At 45.0% G+C, this 26,119-nt stretch carries 20 protein-coding genes; 11 read left to right on the top strand and 9 right to left on the bottom strand.

Going from position 1 to position 26,119, the window contains the following annotated elements; translation table 11 throughout:
- Positions 1-1,496 (bottom strand): glycosyltransferase (locus tag QUA77_RS25025; RefSeq protein ID WP_333453179.1); only part of this gene is annotated, 1,496 nt, incomplete at its 3' end.
- A gap of 356 nt (positions 1,497-1,852) precedes the next feature.
- Here QUA77_RS25025 and QUA77_RS25030 point away from each other — a divergent pair.
- The gene (locus tag QUA77_RS25030; RefSeq protein WP_333453181.1) at positions 1,853-4,489 is read left to right on the top strand and encodes a tetratricopeptide repeat protein; all 2,637 of its coding nucleotides are present in this window, start codon (positions 1,853-1,855) and stop codon (positions 4,487-4,489) included.
- Positions 4,490-4,716: 227 nt separating this feature from the next.
- On the opposite strand, the gene QUA77_RS25035 is transcribed toward QUA77_RS25030, so the two are convergent.
- The 5 genes from QUA77_RS25035 to nadD form a co-directional block, all read right to left on the bottom strand.
- Positions 4,717-5,838 (bottom strand): FkbM family methyltransferase, encoded by a 1,122-nt coding sequence (locus QUA77_RS25035; protein WP_333453183.1) that lies wholly within the window; start codon positions 5,836-5,838, stop codon positions 4,717-4,719.
- Between the two features lie 86 nt (positions 5,839-5,924).
- Positions 5,925-6,179, bottom strand: coding sequence for a DUF5678 domain-containing protein (locus tag QUA77_RS25040; RefSeq protein WP_333453185.1), 255 nt, complete (start codon positions 6,177-6,179; stop codon positions 5,925-5,927).
- 22 nt (positions 6,180-6,201) lie between these two features.
- Entirely contained in the window at positions 6,202-7,155 is a 954-nt protein-coding gene (locus QUA77_RS25045; protein ID WP_333453187.1) for a GDP-mannose 4,6-dehydratase, read from the bottom strand.
- Positions 7,156-7,569: 414 nt separating this feature from the next.
- Positions 7,570-8,589 (bottom strand): type I glyceraldehyde-3-phosphate dehydrogenase, encoded by a 1,020-nt coding sequence (locus QUA77_RS25050; RefSeq protein WP_006634268.1) that lies wholly within the window; start codon positions 8,587-8,589, stop codon positions 7,570-7,572.
- 190 nt (positions 8,590-8,779) lie between these two features.
- A complete protein-coding gene (gene nadD, locus QUA77_RS25055; protein ID WP_333453189.1) occupies positions 8,780-9,496 on the bottom strand; it encodes a nicotinate (nicotinamide) nucleotide adenylyltransferase in 717 nt (238 codons plus the stop codon).
- Positions 9,497-9,746: 250 nt separating this feature from the next.
- Between nadD and QUA77_RS25060 the strand changes: the two genes are divergently transcribed.
- The 5 genes from QUA77_RS25060 (at position 9,747) to QUA77_RS25080 (ending at position 14,253) form a co-directional block, all read left to right on the top strand.
- Positions 9,747-9,908: a hypothetical protein gene (locus QUA77_RS25060; RefSeq protein ID WP_333453191.1), complete on the top strand. Its 162-nt coding sequence runs from the start codon at positions 9,747-9,749 to the stop codon at positions 9,906-9,908.
- Positions 9,909-10,459: 551 nt separating this feature from the next.
- A complete protein-coding gene (murC, locus tag QUA77_RS25065; protein WP_333453193.1) occupies positions 10,460-12,016 on the top strand; it encodes a UDP-N-acetylmuramate--L-alanine ligase in 1,557 nt (518 codons plus the stop codon).
- Between the two features lie 150 nt (positions 12,017-12,166).
- A complete protein-coding gene (gene murB, locus QUA77_RS25070; protein WP_333036656.1) occupies positions 12,167-13,123 on the top strand; it encodes a UDP-N-acetylmuramate dehydrogenase in 957 nt (318 codons plus the stop codon).
- 62 nt (positions 13,124-13,185) lie between these two features.
- Positions 13,186-13,536 (top strand): YbaB/EbfC family nucleoid-associated protein, encoded by a 351-nt coding sequence (locus QUA77_RS25075; protein ID WP_006634273.1) that lies wholly within the window; start codon positions 13,186-13,188, stop codon positions 13,534-13,536.
- A gap of 228 nt (positions 13,537-13,764) precedes the next feature.
- Entirely contained in the window at positions 13,765-14,253 is a 489-nt protein-coding gene (locus QUA77_RS25080; protein WP_333453195.1) for a low molecular weight protein-tyrosine-phosphatase, read from the top strand.
- A 10-nt stretch (positions 14,254-14,263) separates the two neighbouring features.
- Here QUA77_RS25080 and QUA77_RS25085 read toward each other — a convergent pair whose 3' ends face one another.
- Positions 14,264-14,980: a response regulator transcription factor gene (locus QUA77_RS25085; RefSeq protein WP_333453196.1), complete on the bottom strand. Its 717-nt coding sequence runs from the start codon at positions 14,978-14,980 to the stop codon at positions 14,264-14,266.
- 72 nt (positions 14,981-15,052) lie between these two features.
- The gene (locus QUA77_RS25090; RefSeq protein WP_333453198.1) at positions 15,053-16,645 is read right to left on the bottom strand and encodes a glucose-6-phosphate isomerase; all 1,593 of its coding nucleotides are present in this window, start codon (positions 16,643-16,645) and stop codon (positions 15,053-15,055) included.
- 463 nt (positions 16,646-17,108) lie between these two features.
- Between QUA77_RS25090 and dusB the strand changes: the two genes are divergently transcribed.
- The 3 genes from dusB to QUA77_RS25105 all read left to right on the top strand — a co-directional run bounded on the left by dusB (position 17,109) and on the right by QUA77_RS25105 (position 19,950).
- A complete protein-coding gene (gene dusB / locus QUA77_RS25095) occupies positions 17,109-18,119 on the top strand; it encodes a tRNA dihydrouridine synthase DusB (protein WP_333453200.1) in 1,011 nt (336 codons plus the stop codon).
- Between the two features lie 99 nt (positions 18,120-18,218).
- A complete protein-coding gene (argF, locus tag QUA77_RS25100) occupies positions 18,219-19,139 on the top strand; it encodes an ornithine carbamoyltransferase (RefSeq protein ID WP_333453202.1) in 921 nt (306 codons plus the stop codon).
- A gap of 160 nt (positions 19,140-19,299) precedes the next feature.
- Entirely contained in the window at positions 19,300-19,950 is a 651-nt protein-coding gene (locus tag QUA77_RS25105; protein ID WP_333453204.1) for an NAD(P)H-dependent oxidoreductase, read from the top strand.
- A 228-nt stretch (positions 19,951-20,178) separates the two neighbouring features.
- Here QUA77_RS25105 and QUA77_RS25110 read toward each other — a convergent pair whose 3' ends face one another.
- Positions 20,179-21,816 carry a family 10 glycosylhydrolase gene (locus QUA77_RS25110; RefSeq protein ID WP_333453206.1) on the bottom strand — a complete coding sequence of 546 codons (1,638 nt, stop codon included), beginning with the start codon at positions 21,814-21,816 and terminating at the stop codon, positions 20,179-20,181.
- 130 nt (positions 21,817-21,946) lie between these two features.
- Here QUA77_RS25110 and QUA77_RS25115 point away from each other — a divergent pair, with 130 nt between their 5' ends.
- Together QUA77_RS25115 and QUA77_RS25120 are read left to right on the top strand one after the other, a co-directional pair.
- A complete protein-coding gene (locus tag QUA77_RS25115; RefSeq protein ID WP_333453208.1) occupies positions 21,947-24,511 on the top strand; it encodes a BsuBI/PstI family type II restriction endonuclease in 2,565 nt (854 codons plus the stop codon).
- 128 nt (positions 24,512-24,639) lie between these two features.
- The gene (locus QUA77_RS25120; protein WP_333036634.1) at positions 24,640-26,004 is read left to right on the top strand and encodes an MFS transporter; all 1,365 of its coding nucleotides are present in this window, start codon (positions 24,640-24,642) and stop codon (positions 26,002-26,004) included.
- Positions 26,005-26,119: the final 115 nt, after the last annotated feature.

Raw genomic sequence — 26,119 nt, forward strand, 5'->3', positions numbered from 1 at the left:
TGAGAGTTCGACTGCTCCAACTCTTGTTGAGCCTGATGTAGTTGAGAGTTCGACTGCTCCAACTCTTGTTGAGCCTGGTGCAGTTGAGAGTTCGACTGCTCCAACTCTTGTTGAGTCTGGTGCAGTTGAGAGTTCGACTGCTCCAACTCTTGTTGAGTCTGATGCAGTTGAGAGTTTGACTGCTCCAACTCTTGTTGAGTCTGATGCAGTTGAGAGTTCGACTGCTCCAACTCTTGTTGAGTCTGATGCAGTTGAGAGTTTGACTGCTCCAACTCTTGTTGAGCCTGATGCAGTTGAGAGTTTGACTGCTCCAACTCTTGTTGAGCCTGATGCAGTTGAGAGTTCAACTGTTCTAATACTTCCCCTGTCTGATGCTGTTGAGCTTGAACATCAGCTAATTCTGCCTGGATCTGGTGTAGTTGTGCCTGAGATTGTTCTAATTCCCCTTGATTTTGAAATAGTTGGGATTGCACTCTATCTAAAGCAACTATACCAAAAATGTCCTGTTCTCTAGCTAGATCAGTCAAACTTGAAAAATTAAAGTAATACTGATCTTCTAACTTTTGAGCCACTTCTGGGTCAGCAAGCATTTGGTATAACTGATCGAAACAAAAATACTGATGCCCTGGATTTTGAGATTTACTAGCTAACATTGCCACAAAAAATGGTGCTATGTCTCGGGAAAATGGTTGCTGTTTTACTGAAAGCCCTACTTCATTAATATTAGTTTTCAAGTTAAAGATTTGATGCAAATTATCTAATATTTCTGGTTTTAAGTAGTTTCTTAATACCTGAGACCATTCCAAGATCACTCTGCTGTTATTTTTGGGAGTGTTGCCACTTATATTGGCTTGATTTTTTAGCAGTCGAAACTTAACAAGATTTTCGGGTAATATATGTATCTGGTATTTTGTTACCAGCCTAACCCACATATCAAAATCCGCTAACTGTCCAAGTCTTTCATCATACCAGCCCAGATCTTCATGACATACTTTTCTAATCAAAACACTAGGGTGACAAAGACAATTACCTGCTCTAAAAAAGTCTCTTAACCACTCAAGCCTACTTCTATTATGTTGATTAAATATCTGACCGTAGTGATGGTCATAACCTATGTCCTCACTGTCATCATTGATAAAAGCAGCATAAGTAAAAACTGCACCTATGTCAGAATTTTTATCTAAAAAATTAACCTGTTTTTCTAACTTGTTTAGTATCCACACATCATCGGAATTGATAACCGCTATATACTCTCCTCTAGCGTGTTTAATGCTATTATTTCGGGCGACGCGAGCACCACTATTTTTTTCCAGGGAAAATAATCGAATTCGCCGATCATCGTATTGCTTAATGATATCTAAAGATCGATCGGTCGAACCATCGTTTGTAATAATAAATTCCCAATCTTGATAAGTTTGGTTGATGACACTTTCCATGGTCTCACCTACAAATTTTTCGTGATTATAGACGCACATTACAACTGATACTTTTGGCATGATTTCTCTCCCTTGTTCTCAAACGAAAATTTTACAACTGGTTAGCTCTAGAATTGCTTATTAGTAAATCTAATTTTTTGAAAATAACCAAAGCCAGCAATAAACGCATAAATTTTATTATATCATTAAATAGGAGTCCCGCACCACTAAGGAGAAGTTTTGACTGCGACAGGGGAGGAAGACGAAAAATTGATTTATTTTTCAACACCATAGTAATTCTACCTGAGTGGTGATGCTGTAGAAAAAGCTGGTAATATAGACAAGCCAGTGCTGTAAAGCGTTGCGCCACTCCGTGTAAACAGATAACTTGATAGTTATAAATAAAAAGTAATCGCAGATATAAGGATGAGACGGCTATGAGCGAATTCGACAAAGACCAGCAACAGCAACAGGAAGGTAATCTAGAAGAAGCGATCGCCACTTACCGTCGGGCACTTGAACTCAATAGCAACGATTCCTGGGCCTACCACCAGATGGGGGAAGCCCTAGCAAAACTGGGCAGATACGATGAAGCCGTCACCGCCTACCGCCATGCAATAGAACTCAAACCAGATTTTTCTTGGAGTTACCACCACCTAGGAGAGGCGCTAGCTCAACAACAAGAGTGGGAACAATCGGCTGTAGGCTTTCGCAAGGCGATTGAATTGAATCCCGAACATTTTGGAAGTTACGTGGGGCTAGGTAATAGTTTAGCAAAACTTGGTCAACTGGATGAGGCGATCGCCGCTTATAGCCGTGCAAGTGAGTTGAACCCTGATGCTGACTGGATTCCTTATACTTTGGCAAATACACTGCAACAGCGAAATCAGTCCCATTTAGCAGAAGCCATAGCCTCGTACCGCCACACTATAGCACTCAATCCAGACAATGTGGAAGCTTATCACAATCTTTTGCAGGTTCAACCCGATAACTGGGAAGTCTGGTTGCAGTTAGGGGATCTTCTACGGAAATTGAATCACTGGGATGAGGCGAGCGCTACATACCGTCGCGCCCTAGAACTGAATCCTGAAGCCTATGAATGTCACTTCAAATCTGGAAAAGGAGAATTAGTTTCTATGAACAGTATTGATATGAATAAGTCATTATTAAACTTTAGTGAACTGGAAAAAATAGGATATCAGATAGAAGTCTTTTCCAGTGAGCATAATATATCCAACTGGAGAGAGTTAAACGGGAGTGAAAATATTTCATATATATTTGAGATAGATGAATTTTTAAGACTAGGCAATAGTCTATTTCAATTGTTAAATGGGATTTATTTAGCGGATACTTATAAAGGCAAACTCGTTCACCCTGGACATTATTACCTTAAATTAAATCAAGGAGAAATAAACTTTTCCACTTCTAAACCAACTTCTTGGTTGGTAAAAATAAAGGGTAACTTTTTTATCGTTCCAGAGCTAATAATTCCTAACTCGGAAAGTCTGAAAATTTTACACAACACAATATTCAATCTAGTTCCCTATAGAGAAGATAAAAGTATTGGTGAAAGAACTTTGGTTATACATATTCGTTCGGGGGATGTTTTTTCTAATTTTAATGTACACCCTTTATATATTCAGCCTCCTTTAAGTTACTACCAAAAAATCATAGAATATGGTAATTATCAAGATATTGTAGTTGTCACTGAGCCTGATCGACTTAATCCTTGTATTGATGAACTGTTAATTAGATATAATGCGAGGGTTCAATCCAATTCTTTAGAAGAAGATGTAAACACAATCCTCAGCGCCAAACATTTAGTAATTGGACAGGGAACATTTGGTAATAACTTATCAATGATTTCCCCCAATTTACAAAAATTATACTGCCCTTTCTTTCTGCATTATTCCCATGATCATTTGTTTCACCTAGCTGAGGAATTACCATATCAAACCATTTTTGCTCGTCTTCCTTTCTATATTTTTCCCAGTGTGAGGACTAATGAATATGAGTTTGAAGGATGGAAAAATTCTTATGAACAAAAAAAATTCATGTTGTTTTACCCTAAAGAAATGATAGAACTAATATCACCACCATATTTTATGAATATAGCCCTTAAGAAACCTGCTACACAAAGTTCTGTATATGCTGGATCAAGAGAAAATGATGCTCCCGGTGGCGTTAATGGTGTGAAGAATGGTAAATTTGGATTTCATACGGATATTGAGGAACAGCCTTGGTGGCAGGTGGATTTACAAGATTATTTTCACATTAAAGATGTCAAGATTTATAATCGTCTCGATGATTGTTACGACAGGGCTAATACGTTAACCGTACTAATTTCTGTAGATGCAGTTGATTGGCAACAGGTTTATATTTACAATGAAAGTAAGCCCTTTGGTGGTATTAATGGTTCTCCCCTAATAGTTGAAATTAACCGAATAGCAAGATATGTGAAGTTGCAGTTACTAGAAAGGAATTACTTACATTTAGACGAAGTTGAAGTGTATGGCTATCAAGTTGATTCTGATAGTGTCCCTGATAAAATGAAAATGTCAAAGGAGTCCATTTATTTACACCTGGGTTGCGGTAATCTTGATCACCCAGAATTTATCAATATTGATATTCGGCCAGCACCACATATAGACTATGTCCGTGCTATTGATGATCTCTCTATTTTTGCTGATGAAAGTGTTGATTTAATTTATGCTTCTCATTGTCTGGAACATTTTTCTCATGTTGAGATTCCCCGCATATTAAAGGAATGGCATCGAGTTTTAAAAGTTAATGGTATTCTCAGACTAGCTGTTCCCAATTTGGATTTAATTATCAAAATGTATCATGAGCATGGCAATTGTATTGGACCTATTCTAGGACGATTGATGGGAGGACAAGACTATGAGTTCAACTATCACAAAACAATTTTTAATCAAGCTAGTTTAGAGCATCTTCTATTAGAAGTTGCTAACTTCAAGGAAGTAAGAATGTGGCAACCGGGAACCACGGATCTAACTAATTTTCCCGATAGTTCTCGCGATCCGGTGAGTTTGAATATGGAAGCAATTAAATAAGATCACTGAAGTTTTGTCTATATTTGATAATGGACTTATTGTTTATCTCACCGGAGTTCGGGCTTGCATAATTAATTGCGGGATGCTCTGTTGATCATCCTGTAGGAGCGAAGGACTGTCCGCCCCCACAATCGAAGATCCCAAATTACCAAATCATCTTATGATTGTGCAACCCTCACAAATCAACGTAGTTTTAATCCTAATATTTAACAGATATCACTAACAGCTCACCTTCCATAGACTTCCACTTCATCTAAATGAAGATAGTTTTCTTCGTTCAATTGTAAGCGAACATAACGGGCAACTTTTCCATCAATGGGAATAATTAAAGGATTGTTGTCAACACCGCCAAAAATACTACCTTCATCATTGGCGTAAATTTCTTCCCAATTACCACCATCAGAGGACAGCAAAACTCGCAATGTCCTTGCCCTTTCCGAACATGAATTGAGTCGGTTATATATCTTAATTTCTTTCAATTCATAACATTTTTCTAAATCAACCTGCCACCAAGGGTTCACCTCTTTTTCCGTATGAAAACTAAACTGACCATTCTTAATGCCGTTAACGGCACTTTGTTTTGTAACAAGCCCAGGGGTAAAAAATTGATAGTAGGAACTTTGTTGACAGGGCTTATGCAAGGCTAAATTATGCCAACAAATCTTATTGCTATCACTATTATTACCAAAGCTCTTGAAAATAGCCAATTTGCGCTGTTTCACATAAAAAGCTTCTCCCCAACCAGCAGAATGAATAAACATATTTTTCATTCTAAATCCATAAAGCTTTAAAAACTCAGTAATTTGCTCATGGGTACATCCCCCTTCATACAAAGGCTCCTCACTAATTTCTACGGCTACATATTTTAATCCATTTCTCAAAAGTCTATGACAGCCTCCTAAAACTTTTAAATCACAACCTTGAGTATCGATTACCAACAACTGAAACTTGTTTTCGGGTATATGTGGGAAAAGCTCTCTCAATAGACTATCGACTGTCCTAGTTTGAACTGTGAATGAATCTACATACTGAATATCTGGATAGATTTCCTCGTGGCGACCAAGTGGCAAAAAACTAGAAGATAAGCCATTATTACTGGCTACATTGAAAACAACATCCTCATGATCTATGTCAGAGCATAAATATTGTAAAGCAAAATGATTAACTGTATTACTAATTCTATTTTTTAACTCTTCATATATCCTCGGTATAGGTTCAATATACAAAACAATTTCTGGATTAACTCGTTTGTAACTATCAAACTCGCAGCCATTATTGGCACCAACATGGATTATTCCTTGTGGTTGAGGTAGCCCCAGTTTTTCTATTTCAACTATTGGATAAGTCATAAAATATGCCTTTGGTAAAAATTATAATTGTCTCTATGATGACCTAATTATGACTGGGAGCCACTTGAAAAAAAAAATAACAAAAATTAAAAACTCCTAACTTTGCCAATACCAAATTTCCTTAATTTTCCAGATTGGATTCCAAAAATTAATTTGGGAGTTTTTTCACCCTCGTTAACCTTGATCAGCTTGGAGCGCTCCCCCTCTTTTATTTTGTTATAATCGCGATCGCAACTAATCACCCCTCGGTTAGTATAAGCGATCCACTGACCCCGATATTTCTTCAACTCCCGGCGATTGCCTTTATACCACTCCTTAGCCGTTGCATATTCTCCTTCCATATTTTCACCCCATAATTTTCCCTCACATCTGCCTCGCCTCCACCATCATCCGCACCACATCCTGCATCTTGTACTTCGCCTCCCATCCCAACTTTTGCTTCGCCTTACCCGGATTTCCATTCCCAACTGCAATCTCCGTCGGTCTGTAGAGACTAGCATCGGTTACTAAATGTTCCTGCCAATCCAAACCCGCACAAACGAAAGCCGATCGCACAAACTCCTCCAAAGGATAACTTACACCCGTGGCAATTACATAATCGTCCGGTTCTTCCTGCTGCAACATCAAATACATCGCCTCCACATATTCCGGCGCCCAACCCCAGTCCCGCTGCACTGAAATATTTCCCAAATGCAGTTTTTCGGAACTACCTGCCGCAATTCGGCACACAACAGATACAATTTTTTGGGTGACGAACCTCTCCGGCCGCAGCGGCGACTCGTGATTGAACAGAATACCAGAACAGGCAAACAAATTGTACGCTTCCCGATAATTCGCTACTTCCCAAAAGGCCGTTGCTTTCGCCACCGCGTAAGGACTTCTGGGGCGAAAGGGGGTATTTTCATCGGCTGGACTGCCTCCGGTATCCCCAAAACATTCGCTGGAACTGGCATTGTAAAGTTTAATTTGGCTGCCTGTAAACCTAATTGCTTCTAAGAGATTCAATGTGCCTGTGGCAATGCTTTCGAGGGTTTCTACGGGTTGTTCAAAAGACAGACTGACGGAACTTTGACCTGCTAGATTGTACACCTCATCTGGCTCTATTTTGGCAAGCACTTGCAAGACGCTACGAAAATCGTTGAGAGACATGGATTCTAGTTTTACTCTGTCTCGGATGCCCAAACGGGCCAGGTTTCCAAAACTAGACATTTGGGCGTCCCTGGAGGTGCCGCAAACTTCATAACCTCGATCGAGCAAAAGTTTAGCTAAATAAGCTCCGTCCTGACCTGATATACCGCTAATTAACGCTTTTTTCATATCAGATTTTGTTGGCAAAACTACACCGTAGGTGTTGCTATTTTTTCAGGTTTTTAACTTTTATAGGCGGAACTTTTATTTTTTTTATATTTGGGAATTTCAGAGAACTTAACCAAAGCAATTTTAAGGGCTTACTACAAACAACAAATTTATCATCAAGTAGACCCGAAAGCCCGATCGTAGTATTATGGCAAAAATTTCGATAGCTGGGAGTAGCAGCATAAGCATATCGTAGGGACACGGGACTGCCATGTCCCTACGATATTTCATTTTGTCCTCGCCAACTATCGACTGCCAAAAGTCTCTACCGCTCGAAAACAGAAATAATCAGTCAGCTAGAAATCGACTCAAAAGTACAAAATATCAGGATTTTTTACCTTCTGCCGAATGACTAAAGCCTTCTGCCTTCGGGTACTAGGCTTCCCAACGTTCGGCGACCAATTCAGCCAAGTCAACAACACGCTGACTGTAGCCCCACTCATTGTCGTACCAAGCCAAAACCTTTACCATGTCGCCATCCATCACCAGCGTTAAGCTGGAATCCAGAATCGAAGAAGCATCACTTCCGCGATAGTCGCATGAAACTAAAGGCAAATCGTTGTACTCCAAAATTCCTTTCATGGAGCCAGAGGCAGCTTCTTTGAACACTTGATTTACTTGCTCGGTAAAAGTCTTTTTCTCTACCTGAGCCACAAAATCGACTACGGACACATTGGGAGTCGGCACGCGCATGGCAATACCATTTAACTTGCCCTTCAATTCTGGAATCACCAAAGCCACAGCTTGGGCTGCTCCGGTAGAAGTCGGCACAATATTCATTGCTGCCGCCCGGGCCCGCCGCAAGTCGCGGTGGCTGGCATCCAGCAAGCGCTGGTCGCCAGTATAGCTGTGGGTAGTGGTCATCATGCCTTTGACGATGCCAAAATTTTCGTGCAGCACTTTCAGTACAGGAGCCAGACAGTTGGTAGTACAGCTAGCATTGCTGATGACTGTGTAGTCACTGTGCTTGTAGTTGTGGTGGTTGACTCCCATCACATAAGTGCCAACTTCAGAACCCTTGCCGGGAGCGGTAATTAGCACTTTTTTAGCACCGGCAGTGATATGCTTCGATGCACCAGCTTGGTCAACGAAGACGCCGGTCGATTCAATAATCAGATCAATACCCCAATCTTTCCAAGGCAAGTTTAGCGGGTTGCGATCGCTCACGCATTTAACTGTCTTGCCGTTGAGAGTAATGGAATTTTCATCCGCACTGATGTCCACATTCTTCAACGTTCCCATCATGGAATCGTATCTCAGCAAGTGAGCATTACTTCTAGGATCGGAAGTGTCATTAATAGCTACCAACTCTAGCTGGCTGTTTTCTCGGCCCAGCCAGCAGCGCGCAAAACTGCGCCCGATACGTCCAAAACCATTGATCGCGACTCTAATCACCTTGTACCTCCTAACGATGGCAGCCTCTAGCTCAGGCTTAAATTTTGAAAAAATTTAAGAATTGACTTATGAGACAAGATCATATCGCAAAGGTCGATCCTTTCTAACTTTTTGTGTCGATCAAAAAAGCTTGAACTTTTCTAGAAGGCTGAAATTGCAAGGCAGAAGGCATTAGGCTTTCTGCAGCTAGTTACTGGTAAAGCTGATGGGATGCAATATAAGTCCCGACCACTTCCGGGACTAAGTAGCGGAGGTCGATCCTTTCGGCGCAGCAGCGGCGGATGTGGCTGGACGAAATCTCGATCGCAGCCATGGACAGCACCTCCCAGCGAATTTCCACGTCCAAAAGAGCCATTTGTTCGGCAACTCGTCGGCCCACAGCATTTGCCTGAACCTGCATCCTGTCCCCCCCGGAAGCGAGGGGTTTTCCACCCGGACAATCTCCCCACTCGGACAGTTCCCCAGTCTCGGCGCTTTCTGCTGTCTCTCGCTCTCCCTGAGTCGGACGTGGGGCCACCAACCAGTCGCACAACCCGGCAATTTCGCCGCACCGGTGCCATTTGGGGAGAGTAAGGAGTGCGTCACTACCAATAATCCAGTACCAGCGATGATCGCCTGGATACAATTTTTGCAAATACAGCAGGGTGTCGATCGCAAAAGAATTGTCGGAGGGATTTGCCGACGGCGGCGAAATTAGGAAGTCAGGGCGATCACCGATCGCCAGAGCGAGCATTTCCCGCCGCTGCTCAAAACTTGCCAAATCCGGGCGCTCTTTGTGAGGAGGAGAGCGATCCGGTACCCAAATGACTCGATCGAGAGCAAATTGACTCGCAGCCGTCTCGGCTACCAACACGTGACCCCAGTGAACCGGATCAAAAGTCCCCCCCAAAATCGCTATTTTCGCCATATTCCCCCCAAATCAGGATTAATACAGACATCGCCCCAATTTTATGTTTATACGCTTTTAACCATAAGCTCGTTTATTAGAAAACCCTCGGTTTTCATTGGGGAAAAACCCCTGGATGACCCTAGTTTCGACGATCGTCCTGAACGCTGAAACCGGTTTTTTCAACCCCCTTAATTCGTTCAAACCTTCAATAAGACTTAAAAAACCCGGTTCTGAGCGTCAGAGTGGGTGCGGGACTGGATGATTAACCTTGCCAATATTTATCCCAACTTGTTTTGAGTGCGCGATCGACCGCCTGAGCATTCGTTTGTGGGCGACCGAAAAAGTTTTGACGGTAGATATACTTATCGCAGTGGTAAAAATTTTAAGGGCTGCCCAGAGAGTCGATCGGCTTCTCGATCAAAACCAATGATTTGGTTTGATCTATGGCTTTGCGACTATTTCGACTAACTGCATACCTTGTATATATACAATAAAGTAAGAATATATACTATAGCTGCGAGCGTGTCAATCTCTCACTTTCAAGAAAAAATGACCGTACGGGTAGATAAATGACTATAAAAGGAGCGAAATTTTGTTGTTCGTGGTAGTGTTTGTAAATCCTTATGGGTTTTACCCTCAATCTTGGTAGAAAGGTTGTGGGGCTTTTGCTGCCGTATCCCAGCACAGCAGGCGGATCGAAATAGAAAGAATGCAGGAGTATGCAACCACCCAAAATTAGTCTATTGACCCCGACCCCAGACCCCGTTTTCTGTTACCTGCAATTTTCGAGCTGTGACTGTTCCGGAAAACTACTCGGTACTAAGTCATATAGGATACAAGACAAACATCTCTACAAGTCCCGCAAATCTAGGGACGCGCAGAGAATTTTGTACAAAATCTCTAGCGAACTGTATCCTGAAAAAACAATTCTTGATATGATATCGCGTGTTATTGGCGTGGTGTGGTGTGTGAGGAGCAAAGATGCCGAGTTCTGTTGATTTTAGCGGTAGACCATTTCATTTCATCGGCATTGGTGGGATTGGGATGTCAGCCCTTGCCTACATTCTAGCTAAACGCAAGTTGCCTGTGTACGGCTCCGACATTAAATCGAGTCACATAACCGAGCGCTTGCAAGGAATGGGAGCTCATATTTTTTGGAGTCAAGACGCCAGCAATTTTGAATTATTTCAAACGGCCCTTAACGGTAGCAGTCCCGACTGCGGGCAACAGGAAAGAGCAGTATCCTCGATAGTCGCGGGTACGGTAGGGACTTCTGTCGCGACAGCCAAAGCTCTCCAATTGAACGGCAACGGTTCAAGCGCCCAAGCAATTCCGGGATTGCCTCAAGTAGTATGTTCGACGGCTATTCACCCAGCAAATGCCGAATATCGAGCTGCTTTAGATTTGGGCTGTCCGATTTTTCATCGATCGGATGTGTTGGCAGCGTTAATTCAAGATTACCAAAGCATAGCCGTAGCGGGGACTCATGGCAAAACTACTACTAGCAGCTTAATCGGCTTCATGCTGATGGCTGCGGGTCTAGACCCGACGATCGTAGTAGGAGGCGAGGTAAATGCTTGGGAAGGCAATGCCCGTTTGGGGGAAGGCCCCTACTTAGTGGCCGAGGCTGATGAATCCGACGGTTCTCTCGTTAAGCTGGTAGCCAAAATAGGCATAGTGACGAATGTGGAACTGGATCATCCAGACCATTACGATACCCTTGACCAGGTAATAGACACATTTAAGGTGTTTGCCCAAAACTGTCAAACCTTGGTGGGCTGCATTGACGACCAAATCGTCAAAGACTGCCTTGGGCCTCATGTCAGTTATAGCTTGCAGCCAGACAGCGGTGCTGACTACACGGCTTCGGGCGTGGAGTACGGAGCAGAAAGCACCAAGGCCCGGATTTGGGAGCGAGGATCTTTCCTAGGGGAAATGGAGTTGAAGTTGCTGGGTACACACAATCTCAGCAATGCACTAGCTGCGGTAGCAGTGGGCCGATTGTTGGGGTTAGAATTTTCGGCGATTGCCAAAGCGATTGCTGGCTTTGAAGGAGCTCGCCGCCGTTTTGAGGTGCGGGGTTTTCACAATGACATCCTGTTTGTGGACGACTACGCCCACCATCCTAGCGAAATCCGCGTTACCTTGGCGGCGGCTCGCTTGCGTATTGAAGGTAGCGAAAAAAATCCCAAATCCCGAAGAGTGGTGGCAATTTTTCAACCCCACCGTTACAGCCGGACTCTGACATTTTTGCCAGAATTTGCTCAATCTTTTGGGGATGCTGATTTGGTTGTGGCTTGCGATATTTATAGTGCTGGGGAACCGAATTTAGGAGAGATTAGCGGGCAGCAGGTTGCTGATTTGATTGCTAAAGAAGGCCGAGAGGTTGAGTTTGCGCCTTCCCTGGAGTCAGTTACTAAGTTTTTAACCAAAAATCTGCAACCGGGAGATTTGGCTCTGTTTTTGGGTGCTGGTAATCTGAATCAGATTATTCCAGAGGTTATGGCTTTTTATCAACAAGCCGATCGCCCCGATTAGCTCGCGAACAGAGTAGAGTTGAGCGACATTATGGCGTTGCACGTTGTGCCGAAACTTCTGTCGGGCGGCTCGCTCAAAGGGGCGACATAAGTTAGCTAAATGGATTTTCAACCACGTCTTCGAGCGAAGGTATTTTTAAGGATTTTCAAGATGGTGACTATCTCGAATGACTCCTCTGTTAAGGAAAATCGGCGAGTGTATTCTCCTATTTCTTTGCGGGGAACTGATTGCAAGATTAACTCCCAAGTTTCGCTGGCGGGCCTGACTTCCTTCCGAGTCGGTGGCCCCGCCGAGTGGTACGTTGCTCCCCGCAGTATGGAGGCTTTGCAAGCGAGTTTTGCCTGGGCACACGATGAAGGGATGCCGGTGACTCTACTGGGTGCGGGTTCTAATTTGTTGGTGAGCGATCGGGGTTTGTCCGGTTTGGTCGTCGGCACTCGCTACCTCAAACAGGTGAATTTTAATCCAGAAACAGGTCAAGTTACAGCGGGGGCGGGGGAGTCAATTCCCCGCCTCGCTTGGTTGGCTGCTAAACGGGGCTGGAAAGGTCTAGAATGGGCAGTCGGCATACCGGGTACGGTGGGAGGGGCTGTGGTGATGAATGCAGGCGCTCACAGAGGCTGTACTGCTGATATTCTGGTCAACGCTCGCGTCCTCTCCCCTGGTGGCAAGGTGGAAATTCTGACTCCCCAAGAGTTGGAGTACCGCTACCGGACTTCGGTGCTCCAAGGGGGCGATCGGCTAGTAACAGAAGCGACTTTCCAGTTACAGCCGGGATTTGACCGATCGCAAGTAATGGCAGAAACTAATGACCATTTCAGCCAACGGCGGACAACTCAACCTTACCACTTACCGAGCTGTGGCTCAGTCTTCCGCAACCCCGGCCCCAAGACGGCAGGTTGGTTCATCGAACAAGCGGGACTGAAGGGATATCAGATCGGAGGCGCACAAGTAGCTCAGCGCCATGCTAATTTTATTCTTAACTGCGGGTCGGCAACGGCCAATGATATTTTTCAAGTGATCCGCCACGTTCAACAGCAAGTCGAGCAGCGGTGGTCGCTGTTGTTGGAGCCAGAAGTTAGAATACTGGGAGAGTTTCCCTTCTAAGGCATCATTGAAGTAATACGGAAACGGCAGACTGCCAGCCCACACACCATCACAAAGTAGTTATGACAAAATCAGGACAAGGATTTGGCTTCGGCCTGGGAAAAATGAAAGAACTGACTGAAGCTTTCAAAAAAGCTCAGCAGGTTCAAGAAGGAGCTAAAAAGCTCCAAGAAGAGTTGGATGTAATGGAAATTGAGGGAACTGCCGGCGGCGGCTTGGTCAAGGTTTTTCTCAGCGGCAACCAAGAACCCCGCCGCGTGGAAATCTCACCGGATGCCCTCGGTGAAGGTGCTGATGTGGTTTCTGAACTCGTCACGGTGGCGATGCAGGATGCTTACGCTAAGTCTACGATGACGATGCGGGAGAAAATGGAAGAACTCACCGGCGGACTAAATCTCCCCGGTTTCGGTTAGTCATTAGTCAATTGTTGACTGTTGACTGTTGACTGTTGACTGATTAAACTTTCTGCAAAACCGCTATATTAAGGTGCGTCGCTGCTCCATGTTCGATGGAACTTGCAGATTGACTCTGAAAGCGACGCACCCTACAAATTAGCACTGTTGACTGTTGACTGACTATTAATTAATAACTAATAACTAATAACTAATAACTAATAACTAATAACTAATAACTACTAACTAATGACTAAATTATTGTTTGTCTGTCTCGGAAATATCTGCCGATCGCCCTCAGCAGAAAATATTATGAATCACTTAATTGAACAAGCTGGTTTGAGCGATCGTATCACCTGCGATTCTGCCGGAACTGCTAGCTATCACATTGGCAGCCCTCCTGACAGGCGGATGGCATTGGCCGCGAGGAAGCGAGACATTGAATTGTTAGGCGAAGCCCGCCAATTTCAAAGGAAAGATTTTGAGAATTTTGATTTGATTCTGGCGATGGATAGGGAGAATTATCGGAATATTCTTGCCCTCGATAATGCGGGAAAATATAAAAATAAAGTGCGGTTGATGTGCGATTTTTGCCAGAAATACGACCTTAAAGAAGTGCCCGATCCTTACTACGGCGGCCCGGAGGGATTCGATCGAGTAATTGATTTGCTGCTGGACGCTTCCCAGGGTTTGTTGGAGTATGTTATAAATCAGGAAAAATTAAGAATTACCAATTAAGAATTACCAATTACCAATTACCGACTAAATGGTGTTCCATCGCAAAGCGAACGAGTTCTGCTCGGTTGTTGCTGTCAGTTTTTCTGAACAAGCTGCTGACGTGCTTTTCGACAGTTCGAGGGCTGAGGTGGAGCCGATCGCCTATTTGGATATTAGAAAGACCTTCTGTCAGCAAATCTAGGACTTCTCGCTCTCGCTGAGTCAAACTCGGAGCATTTTGGCTTGTGTATGCGCGATCGCCTGTGTTTGACTTTTGAGTTAAAAAATCCGCTTCTGGCTTGCCATTGGCTCTGTTGCGTGCCTCTGTTGGCGTCGTTTCGGGTTCCGGGGAACGAGAGGGGGCCTGAGCGATTAGAGCGTAGCGATCGAGCAAAGAGCGAATTACCGCCCCCAATTCTTGGAGTTCAAAAGGCTTAGCCAGATAATTGTCACACCCCATCTGATAGCCGCGAATCCGTTCCTGCGTGCTCGTGCGTTCCGTCAAAAAAATCACTGGCAGCAACCGGAAAGCGGGACGAGTCCGAACTCGGCGCACGAATTCGTAGCCATCCATCTCGGGCATTGTAATGTCGGTAACAATCAAGTGGGGCTGAAATTCCTCTACCAAGCCTAAAGCTTCTTTGCCATTCTCAGCAGGGATTACAGAGTATCCGGTAATTTCCAGATAATCGATAATCGACAAGCGAGTCGCGAAATCGTCGTCAGCAACCAGAATCGTCAAGGGCATGAGGGGAATTTAAAAATTAAACCTTAAAAATTAAAAGTGAAATTACTCACTTTTAATTTTTAATTCTACTGTTTAATTCTGTTTATAACTTGCTGTTAAAGTAGCAGGCTGCCCTAATGTTCCCTCCAAAACTACGTCGCGCCCGTTTGCTGCCAAATGCCGCAGAGTTTTGTAAATTGTCTCGATTTGCTCTGGCTTTCCTGCTTTTTTGGCTATTTCTGAGACAGACAGAGGTTTTTGGGCGTCTTTGAGCACTTGCAGTACCCGTTGCTGCAAGTCCAATACAGCCGCGGCCGCTTTTTTGCCTGCTTCGACGCCCGGTTGGTGATAGGCATTGACATTCACCAAAGAACCGTAAAAACCTACGGCTCTTTCGTAGAGGGCGATTAATGCTCCTACTGTCTCAGGGTTGACTTGGGGAATTGTGACAGTAATGGAATCTCGGTGATTTTCGTACAAAGCTTGTCGAGTTCCCTGCAACAAACCAGACAAATAATCTCCGGAAGTGACGCCGGTTTCTACTTCTGGGGAAATGCCTTGCCTGTCTTCCAAAACTTCGATAAATGTTAGGAAGAAATTCGGCACCCCGTCTCGCAGTTGCTGGACGTAGGCGTGTTGGTCGGTGCTGCCTTTGTTGCCGTAAACTGCGATTCCTTGATGAACTGTGTTGCCGTCTAAATCTTCCTGTTTGCCGATCGATTCCATGACTAATTGCTGCAAGTAGCGACTGAACAATAGCAGTGAATCTTTATACGGCAAAACTACCATATCTTTTTCACCCCGTCCGTTGCAGGCAAAATACCAACTCATGGCTAAAAGGGCGGCGGGATTATTTTTAATGTCGGGAATTCTAGTAGCTTCGTCCATGACTTTAGCGCCGTCGAGCATCGCCCGAATGTCGATGCCTTGCAAAGCTGCTGGCAAAAGTCCTACTGCTGAGAGTTCCGAAGTGCGTCCTCCCACCCAGTCGGCCATCGGGAAGCTGCCAATCCAGCCTTCGGATTTGGCTAATTTGTCTAGTTTGCTGTCTGTTCCAGTGATGGCAACTGCCTGTTTGGCGAAGTCTAGTTTTTGAGCGGCGAAGGCTTTTTGAACTTCGATCATCCCGTTGCGGGGTTCGGGGGTGCCGCCGGATTTGGAGATAGTAATTACTAGGGTGCTGGCGAGTTTGTCTTTGATTCTGTTAAGGATGCGATCGATCCCAGCCGGATCTGTGTTGTCGATAAAATGTATTGCTAGGGGCGGAAGGTCTGGGGATAAAGCTTCGGCGACAAATTGGGGGCCGAGGGCGGAACCACCGATGCCGATCGAAATTATGTCGGTAAATTGCGGAGCAAAGGGCGGTTTAATATCGCGGTTTTGAACTTCTTTGACAAATCTTTCGACTTGTGCTATGCCTTCGACTATTTCTTGTTTTAATTCTGGAGTGGGAGCTAAATCGGGGTTTCGCAGCCAGTAGTGGCCCACCATGCGGTTTTCGTCGGGATTGGCGATCGCACCTGCTTCCAAAGCTGCCATGTCTTTGAAAGCTTTGTCAAATTTGGGTTTCAGTGCTGCTGCGAAAGCGTCGTCGAATCCCATGCGGCTGATATCGAGGTAAAGTCCCAATCCCTCGTGATAGTAAAGCCAGTCTTGATAGCGTTGCCAGAGTGCTGCGGCGTCCATAGGAATTCTCTACAATTTTTTTAATGTTCGATCGGCGTCGTCAGGAATCCACCAATTGTAGTTTAAAACGATCTGATGTACGGCTTTTGCACAATCCCAATAAATTTAAGCATTAGTCGTCTGAAGATAGGCGGAGCCGAAGGCAGTCAGAGCATTCGGCAGAATTAAACAATAAAAATATGACTTGGGCAACACTCTTAGTAGGTAGATCCCTGATTAATGGTCACACCCCATAGATAGATCGAAGCGGCACAGAGATTTAACTGTGGTCGGCGTTGGCGTTCGGGCCCTGGTTTCACAATATTCAAATTAGGGCGATCGGGATGTGTAAAATAGGCATTGCGGTCAGGTTAAATATACTTTTAGCTGTCACTCAATAATCGGCTAAAAATATAGTTAACAACTGTCAACTACCTGAAGTGTAGTATAATATACAGATATTAGAATTAAAGTGCGATCGACTATGCTTACTCTATCTCCCGAATTAAAAGAAAGGTTAGCAACTCCGCTCAAAATCGGCGATTTTGAAGTTAAAAGCCGCGTCCTGCAATCGCCCTTATCCGGCGTTACCGATTTGGTATTTCGCCGCCTGGTGCGCCGCTACGCGCCGGATTCGATGATGTACACGGAAATGGTGAACGCTACGGGTTTGCACTACGTGAAGCAACTGCCGAGAATTATGGAAGTTGACCCGAACGAACGCCCGATTAGCATTCAATTGTTTGACTGTCGGCCGGATTTCTTGGCAGAAGCGGCCCAGAAAGCAGTGGCAGAAGGAGCCGATACTGTTGATATTAATATGGGCTGTCCGGTTAACAAAATTACTAAAAACGGCGGCGGTTCTTCCCTGCTGCGAGACCCGGAAACGGCCGAGGCAATTGTGCGGGCTGTTGTGGAAGCGGTAGATGTTCCGGTCACTGTTAAAACTAGGATTGGTTGGACAGACAAAGAAATTAATATTTTGGAATTTGCTAAGCGGATGGAAGATGCGGGAGCAAAAATGATTACCGTGCACGGCCGCACTCGATCGCAAGGTTACACCGGCCCGGCAAAATGGGAGTGGATTCGCCGAGTTAAAGAAGTTTTATCGATTCCAGTTATTGCTAACGGGGATATTTTTTCAGTAGAAGCAGCGATGCGATGTCTGGAAGAAACCGGCGCCGATGGAGTTATGTGTTCGCGGGGAACTTTGGGCTATCCTTTTTTGGTGGGAGAAGTTGATTATTTCTTGAAAACTGGTGAAGAAAAGATAGCTCCGACACCAATTGAACGCCTCGAATGTGCTAAGGAACATTTGCGGGCTTTGTGGGAATATAAAGGTGAAAGCGGTGTCTCCCAAGCGCGCAAGCACTTAACCTGGTATGCTAAGGGTTTCCCCGGCGCTGGGGAATTGCGGGGCGTGTTGGCTGTGGTAGAAACGGTTGAACAAGGTTGCGATTCGATCGATCGCGCGATCGAGCAATTGCCCGCATAAACCTTACCCGCAGATGTCAACTAGGGATTACAGAAACAAAATTCACCTCTGCGGGCTAAGATTTAAGACACAGTTAAAAATTTGTCTGTGGGGGAAAGCATGGATTCATTAAAAGGGCGAGATTTATTAAGTCTGGCAGATTTAAGCATTGACGAATTAAATTATTTGCTAGATCTAGCAGCCAGTTTAAAATCGGGAATGGTCAAGCTGAAACGCAATAAAGTTCTCGGCTTGTTATTTTCTAAAGCTTCAACGCGAACGCGGGTAAGTTTTACGGTGGCAATGTATAAATTGGGAGGGCAAGTGATTGACCTCAATCCCAACGTTACACAAGTCAGCCGCGGCGAACCTTTGGTAGATACAGCCAGGGTTTTAGACAGATATTTAGATATTTTGGCGATTCGGACTTTCGAGCAAAAGGACTTAGCAACTTTTGCCAATTATGCCAAAATTCCTGTGATTAATGCGCTGACAGATGACGAACACCCCTGTCAAGTGCTGGCAGATTTAATGACAGTAAAAGAGTGTTTTGGCAAGTTGGAAGGGGTGACTTTGACTTATTTGGGCGATGGCAATAATATGGCAAATTCGCTGATGTTGGGCTGTGCAATGACGGGAATGAATGTCAGAATTGCTTGCCCTCAAGATTTCCAGCCGAATGCTGAGATAGTGGAAAAAGCTAAGAATATTGCTAAGGGAAAAACAGAAGTTACTGTGACGACGGACGCAGAAGCTGCTGTGAAGAATGCTCAAGTGATTTATACTGATGTTTGGGCGAGTATGGGACAGGAAGAGGAAGCAAAAATTAGGATTCCTTTGTTTGAACCCTATCAGGTAAATGAACAATTGCTGAAGTTAGCAGATAAAAATGCAATTGTACTGCACTGTTTGCCCGCGCACCGAGATGAAGAGATTACCGATGCAGTGATTGAAGGCAGTCAATCGCGCGTTTGGGATCAAGCAGAAAATCGGATGCACGCTCAGCAAGCTTTGCTGGCAAGCATTCTGGAAAGCGATTAAGAATTAGCTAAAAATTAGTCTGTCGGGGGAGCAAATCGACCTGCTCGCTACTTTTTCCAGACCGCTTCCGTTATCATTTCATTTGAAACAGGATTATTGGCAACCAGCCTGTAATTATCCGTTTCAACCATGATTAATTGCAATCTCTTAAGTAAAAGAAATGAATCACATCACTACGACAGACTTACTCGAAAATCTCAAATGGCGATATGCCACCAAACAGTTCGATCCAGCGAAAAAAATTGCTCCAGAAATCTGGACAGCTTTAGAAGATGCGTTAGTGTTAACACCATCTTCTTATGGGCTTCAACCTTGGAAATTTCTGATTATTACCAGCTCGGAACTTAAAGAACAGCTCAAGCCCCTCTCCTGGAATCAGTCACAGGTTACTGATTGCTCTCATTATGTCGTGTTCGCGATTAAAAAGAATCTCACTGCCGAGGATGTCGATCGTTTTATTGCCCGCACTGCCGAGGTGCGAGGCGGGACTGTAGAGGCAATGGCAGGATATCGGAGTCTAATCGTCAGTGACTTGGTTGATGGTGGCCGCAGTTTTAATATCAATGACTGGTCAACGCGCCAAACTTATATTGCACTGGGCAACTTTATGACCAGTGCTGCATTGCTTGGTGTTGACACCTGTCCAATGGAAGGAATTGAACCTGTCAATTACGATCGCCTGTTGGGCCTTTCTGCAAAAGGCTTTACTACCGTCGTAGCTTGTGCGGCTGGCTATCGCTCTGAAGCAGATAAGTATGCTTCACTCGCAAAAGTAAGATTCCGTAAGTCAGAAATCTTAGAAACTTTATAGAACCCATTTGGTATCTTCTTGAGCGAACTATATGGTTTTGAGGGGATCGTTTTACTAGAGGATTTAATACCAGAGTCAGGACTTCAAGCTAACAGGCATCAAACCAGATACAACCTAGATACCTCAAAGGCTTGTGAGACAACAAAAAGATCCTAAATGGGTTCTATAAACCCGGGATACGCTGTAAGTCGATCGCAATAGCCCACCTCGGCGCACCCTAAAAAGTGATTAAGATGCTCCGAAATTGATTTTTGCAACTTCACCGGCGACAACATTAACTGTTTGTTGAATTTGACTTCCGTCAACTTTCAACTGATAAGTTCCCGGAGAAAGCTCGATCGCCCCAAACCATCCTTTACCATCGGCGCGCAGTTGACGCACCTTGGCAGCAGCATCGATCGACTGCAATGTCAAGCTCGCACCGTCGCAAGTTCGTGAAGCGAAGCTATCCCGTAGGGAATCGCACTGCTGCAAATTTCCGGCGATCGCACCTGTAGTCGGGCGCGACTTCCAAGGCATATCGGGAACCGCTGCTGCTGTCGCCCACACAGGCTGAGTTTCATAGGTTTTGCCCGTCGCAGCATCAACGTATTGACTCGGCACAGAAAGCGCGGTGTAAAACAAATCGTTGCTTTGGGGAACGTATTTCCAAGGCTGGCGGGGCAAATCACCGCTACCGCCCGATCGCAGTTCCACATTCGTGTACACGTTGCTGCTAGCGTAGGAATAGAGCACCGTACCTGCGACGTGATTTCCTTTCGCAGACGGCTGTTCGGCGCGGCGTACCTGCGCTAGGGTGTCTTCGATGTAGTTGAGGTAATTGCCCGGGCCGATCGCAATTTGGCGGTTGTACTGGTGGTCTTTGGCGTACTCGATCCAGTTGTCGTAAGCGAGTTTTTGCTGCCGTTTGTACTCGCGCTGGTAAGTCATCGGCATCGCCATGTCTACAATCCCTTCTTCCAGCCAAGCGCGCCAATCCTGCAATACTTCTTTGTAAGGCTGCGTTTGATACCACCCTGCATCGTTTTTCGGGCCGTCTCCCCAGGCGATCGTGGCGGCGGTAATTTTAACGCGCGGTTTAATCGCAAGGCTTTCTACATAAAGCTTCCGCACTAAATTTGTCACCTGATCGCGCCGCCACTGCATCCATGCAGGATCGGTGGGTGCGGGTTTGCCCGATCGACCTGTTTGCTGATTGAAACGGGCGATCGCAGTCGGATTGTAGCCCCAAGTCGGCCCGCCGTAGCGCACATAATCCAACTGTACGCCGTCCACATCGTAGCGCTTCAGCAAGTCCAAATAGACGGAAACAGTATAATCTACGGCGTCTGGATGGCCGGGATCGAGATAGCCTTGGGCTTCCCCACCGTAAGTCAGCATCGCCCAATTGTCCCTGCCGGGGGCCGAAGGCCCGTGTTGTTGCCAAACGTGACCGGCAGGTAGTTTGGTGCCCGAAACCACCGGCAGCGTCACCATCCAAGCGTGTACTTCAATGCCTGCGGCGTGGGCTTTGTCAATCAAATCTTGCAGCGGATCGAAACCGGGGGGAACGTTGGGATCGAGAGTGCGGGGTTCGATCGCACTCGTGTAAAAAGCATCGCCGCGGCGGCGGACTTGGGCGACGATCGCGTTGGCATTTGCCCGCTGCGCGTCTGCGATCAATTTTGTGACTTCTTGAGGGGTTTTGAAGCCGGGGTTGAAGGCGTCAACCCAGAATGCTCGAAATTCGGCGGTTTGGGTTTGCGGAGGCATAGTTGCGCTAGCACGGGATGGGAAGTTGGAGAACCAACCAGGAGTCAGCAGAAAACTAATTGTTAAGCCAATCAGGAACAAGCTTGACAAAAAGAATGTTTTGGTATTTCGCATCAGAAATGTGTGAGAGAGCGTTTAACAGTCCTTTACGGACTTTTGCTTTGAGCGTCCGCTTGACATTTTCGCACAATGGTGAAAGTTTGGGCGAAAATACACTGAACTGGCGATCGCACTTTTTGAACAAATGATAGTACCGCACTTTCAAACCCTAGCCCTTCCAGGTAACAGCTACTCAACTGCAAGCAATTTACTCGATCGAGTAGATGGCTGGCGCCAAGAAGCAACCCGAAAGTTGAAGCAAAGCCAGAGAGGAGAAAAGGGACAATTTTTAACACCTTCCTCCGTCGCAAGTTTGATGGCGGGAATGTTTGAATTTAACTGTCCTGATATATCGCTTTTAGATGCCGGTGCAGGAATTGGTTCCCTGTTAGCAGCCGTTGTTTGCGAACTTTGCCAGCGCCCAAACAAACCGCACAGCCTGCACGTTACAGCTTATGAAATAGACATTATTTTGATTGAATACCTCAAGCAAACTTTAGAATTATGCAGTATTGAATGTCAGCGTTTTGGAATATCTTTTACCTGTGAGGTTCGCGAAATTGATTTTATTCAAGACAGCGCCGATATGTTGCAGCCCAATCTATTTACACAGCGAGTAAAACTGGAATTTACCCATGCAATTATCAATCCTCCCTATGCCAAGATAGACGCTAAATCCCACGCCCGAACCTTGCTGCGTTCTATAGGACTAGAAACCAGCAATCTCTACGCTGGCTTTACAGTTGCTGCCGCTCACCTGCTCAAACCAAACGGTGAATTAGTATCGATTACTCCCCGCAGCTTTTGCAACGGTTTATACTTTCGAGATTTTCGCAAAGTATTCCTTCAAATGATGGCTTTACGCCAAGTACACATCTTTGAATCCCGACAGTTGCCCTTTCGCGATGATGCGGTGCTGCAAGAAACTATTATTGTGCGCGCCACCAAACAAATAGAACAGCCAGATACTGTACTAATTACCTCAAGCAGCAGCGTGGGCGACGACCTGGTTTTGTCTCACCAACTGCCCTATACCGCCCTAATTAATCCCAATGATTCCGAGCAATTTATTCGGATTTTACCGGATTCTGTCAGCCAGAAAATAGTCGAGCAAATGGCTCAATTTACTTGCACACTAGAGGAATTAGGCTTAACAGTTTCCACCGGAAAAGTTGTAGATTTTCGTGTTCGCTCTGACTTGCGGCTAAAACCGGAAAACGGTACAGTTCCGCTGATTTATCCCGCACACTTCTCGGCTGGCGGTGTTGAATATCCCACCGCAACGAGAAAGCCTCAAGCTTTAGCTGTCACGGAAAAAACTGCTGCACTCCTCGTACCTAACGAACATTATGTTTTGAGCAAGCGCTTCTCCTCGAAGGAAGAGAAAAAGCGAATTGTTGCAGTTGTCTGGGATGCCAATAACATTAATAGTTCTCGCGTGGGTTTTGAGAACCATTTGAATTACTTTCACCAACAGGGACGCGGATTAGACCTCACCCTGGCGCGGGGATTAGCCGTTTATCTAAATTCGAGTTTGGTAGATGCGTTTTTTCGACTGTTCAATGGACATACTCAAGTTAATGCTACGGATTTACGCACTTTGAAGTATCCTAATCTAGAGCAATTACTTTTACTTGGCGCTCAAATAAGAGAAATATTTCCTACACAGTGGGAGATCGATCAACTTGTCGAGAGACAACTGCTGAACGCGACCAATCCGTTAGAAAATAGCCCAATGACAATCAAGAACCGTATTGATGAATCTCTAGAAATACTTGCAGCGCTGGGTTTTCCCAAAGGTCAGCTTAACGAACGTTCCGCCTTAGCCCTTCTGGCTTTGCTTGACCTCCAGCCAAAGGATGCTTGGGAATCGGCGAAATCTCCACTTCGGGGAATCACACCCATTATGGACTTCATGGAGCAGCAATACGGTAAAAAATATGCACCAAATACGCGGGAAACTGTGCGTCGCCAGACTGTCCATCAGTTTCTAGATGCAGGTTTAATTGTTGTTAATCCTGACAGTCCCGAACGTCCGGTGAATAGTCCAAAAACTGCATATCAGATAGAAGAAAGTGCTTTGGAACTGCTGCGAACTTATGACACTTCTGACTGGGACAAGAATCTTCGCGCTTACCTCGCCTCCGTCGATACGCTGAAGCAACGATATGCACAAGAGCGAGAAATGGCGCGAATTCCAATTACAATCGAAGGTGATGTAAAAACTATTTCGCCCGGAGCTCATAACGTCTTAATATCAAAGATTGTCAGTGAGTTTGCTGAGCGCTTTACTCCTGCTGGCAGACTGCTTTATGTCGGAGATACCGATGATAAGTTTGCTCATTTCAATGAAGCATTGCTAACTGCATTAGGCGTTACAGTCGATGCTCACGGTAAGATGCCAGATGTAATTGTTCACTTCACTGAAAAAAACTGGTTGGTGTTGATTGAAGCTGTTACTTCTCACGGCCCTATTAATCCAAAACGCAAAACTGAGCTTGAGCATCTTTTTAGAAATTCGACAGTACCTCTGGTGATGGTGACAGCTTTCCTCAGCCGCAAGGCAATGGCGGAATATTTATCTGATATTTCCTGGGAGACGGATGTCTGGGTAGCAGAAGACGCTACTCACCTGGTTCATTTTAACGGAGAACATCTTTTGCAGGCTTATTCTAAAAATGAAAGTATTGGTGAGTCCGAAGGATGCTAAAATACACTGTTTATATTGCTGCCGCTGGCATCGGAATGACATATACTGTGATGCCAGGGGTTTAATTGACCGGAATTGTCGATCGCACTCCGTAAATCAAATAAGTAACTAGGTAAAATATCTCTGCAATGGAAAAAAAGCATAACGCTGGATTGTGGGTATCAGTATTATACTTCGCTCAAGGTCTCCCTTACACCGTCGTTAATTTAATGTCGGTGATTTTTTTGAAAGGTATGGGAACCAGCAACGAACTCATCGGATTGACAAGTCTGTTGTCTTTCCCTTGGGTTTTAAAAGGTTTGTGGGGGCCAGTTGTTGATTTGTATTCCACCAAACGCAAATGGATTTTAGCAACCGAAATCATTTGTGCTTTTCTGTTTGCTTTCCTAGCTTTTGGCGTATTAACGCCGGCACCGATTATTATATCGCTTGTTATCTTTACGGCGATCGCCTTTGTGTCAGCTACTCACGACATCGCCATTGACGGATTTTATTTAAACACTCTCAATAAAGACCAACAAGCACTATTTGTCGGGGTTCGCAACACGGCTTATAGAGGTGCTGTCATTGCCGGTAGCGGTTTATTGGTGTTCTTAGCCGGGAAACTGGCCGAAAACCATTTAGTCACCGGAAATACAGGCGACACCAAAATCTATCAAAACATTCCACTGTCACTTTTCGGTTCGGATTTTAGCGTGTCTGCGCTTAACTACGGATGGGCGACAGCCTTTGGCATTTGTGCGATTATGTTTGTGCTGATATATCTCTTTCAGCGGTGGTATCTTCCCTATCCTCGAAATTACGATCTGGAATCCGACACCCCCCAACAAAGAACCAGCTTTATCGAAGCCTTCAAAACCTATTTTCAGCAAGATAAAATAGGTTGGATTGTGGCTTACGTTTTGATTTTTCGCTTGGGCGATGCCTTGACTTTTAAAATGGCTCCTCCATTTTTAATGGATAAAGTTGAGAAAGGAGGATTAGCAGTTTCTACGTCGGATATGGGCTTATTATCCGGTACTTTAGGGGTAATGTTTTTGTTAATAGGAGGGTTGCTGGGCGGCTATTTAATTGCTAAACAAGGATTGAAAAAATGGATGTGGCCGACGGCTATTCTGCAAAATTCAACTAACGTGCTGTATTGGCTGTTGGCAATCAATCAACCGGGGATTGAATGGGCTTATGCTGTAAACTCGATCGAGCAATTTACTTACGGACTTGGCGTAGCTGCCTATACAGTGTTCTTGATGCGGACTGTCCGCCCTGAATACGAAGCATCTCACTATGCAATTACAACGGCTTTTATGGCCGCAGGAGTGCTGATTCCAGGCGTTTTTAGCGGCTACTTGCAGGCGAATCTCGGCTATCAAAATTATTTTTTGATGAGCGCGCTGGCTGTAATTCCCGGTATGCTGACGATTTTCTTTCTGCCCCTAGAAGATGAGAAAAAATTAGCATCCATGCCCAGACCTGGACTGGACGATTTCGATTAATATCAAGTGCGATCGCTATAATTATAAGAGCCGGGCGGGCAGGGTAAGAGCATCTCAATTAGGCTTGACACAAGGACTCAGAAGAATCTAATGTAGGGTCAATAAAACAAGAAAA

Source organism: Microcoleus sp. K5-D4 (assembly GCF_036704575.1).
GTDB lineage: Bacteria > Cyanobacteriota > Cyanobacteriia > Cyanobacteriales > Microcoleaceae > Microcoleus.

Excerpts from the sequence above, each read along its gene's own strand:
- QUA77_RS25085 (WP_333453196.1), bottom strand. The coding sequence starts at position 14,980 with ATGCCCTTGACGATTCTGGTTGCTGACGACGATTTCGCGACTCGCTTG.
- QUA77_RS25030 (WP_333453181.1), top strand. The coding sequence starts at position 1,853 with ATGAGCGAATTCGACAAAGACCAGCAACAGCAACAGGAAGGTAATCTA.
- murB (WP_333036656.1), top strand. The coding sequence starts at position 12,167 with ATGGTGACTATCTCGAATGACTCCTCTGTTAAGGAAAATCGGCGAGTG.
- murC (WP_333453193.1), top strand. The coding sequence starts at position 10,460 with ATGCCGAGTTCTGTTGATTTTAGCGGTAGACCATTTCATTTCATCGGC.
- QUA77_RS25080 (WP_333453195.1), top strand. The coding sequence starts at position 13,765 with ATGACTAAATTATTGTTTGTCTGTCTCGGAAATATCTGCCGATCGCCC.
- QUA77_RS25035 (WP_333453183.1), bottom strand. The coding sequence starts at position 5,838 with ATGACTTATCCAATAGTTGAAATAGAAAAACTGGGGCTACCTCAACCA.
- QUA77_RS25105 (WP_333453204.1), top strand. The coding sequence starts at position 19,300 with ATGAATCACATCACTACGACAGACTTACTCGAAAATCTCAAATGGCGA.
- QUA77_RS25040 (WP_333453185.1), bottom strand. The coding sequence starts at position 6,179 with ATGGAAGGAGAATATGCAACGGCTAAGGAGTGGTATAAAGGCAATCGC.
- argF (WP_333453202.1), top strand. The coding sequence starts at position 18,219 with ATGGATTCATTAAAAGGGCGAGATTTATTAAGTCTGGCAGATTTAAGC.
- QUA77_RS25120 (WP_333036634.1), top strand. The coding sequence starts at position 24,640 with ATGGAAAAAAAGCATAACGCTGGATTGTGGGTATCAGTATTATACTTC.
- QUA77_RS25090 (WP_333453198.1), bottom strand. The coding sequence starts at position 16,645 with ATGGACGCCGCAGCACTCTGGCAACGCTATCAAGACTGGCTTTACTAT.
- dusB (WP_333453200.1), top strand. The coding sequence starts at position 17,109 with ATGCTTACTCTATCTCCCGAATTAAAAGAAAGGTTAGCAACTCCGCTC.
- QUA77_RS25045 (WP_333453187.1), bottom strand. The coding sequence starts at position 7,155 with ATGAAAAAAGCGTTAATTAGCGGTATATCAGGTCAGGACGGAGCTTAT.
- nadD (WP_333453189.1), bottom strand. The coding sequence starts at position 9,496 with ATGGCGAAAATAGCGATTTTGGGGGGGACTTTTGATCCGGTTCACTGG.
- QUA77_RS25075 (WP_006634273.1), top strand. The coding sequence starts at position 13,186 with ATGACAAAATCAGGACAAGGATTTGGCTTCGGCCTGGGAAAAATGAAA.
- QUA77_RS25115 (WP_333453208.1), top strand. The coding sequence starts at position 21,947 with ATGATAGTACCGCACTTTCAAACCCTAGCCCTTCCAGGTAACAGCTAC.
- QUA77_RS25110 (WP_333453206.1), bottom strand. The coding sequence starts at position 21,816 with ATGCGAAATACCAAAACATTCTTTTTGTCAAGCTTGTTCCTGATTGGC.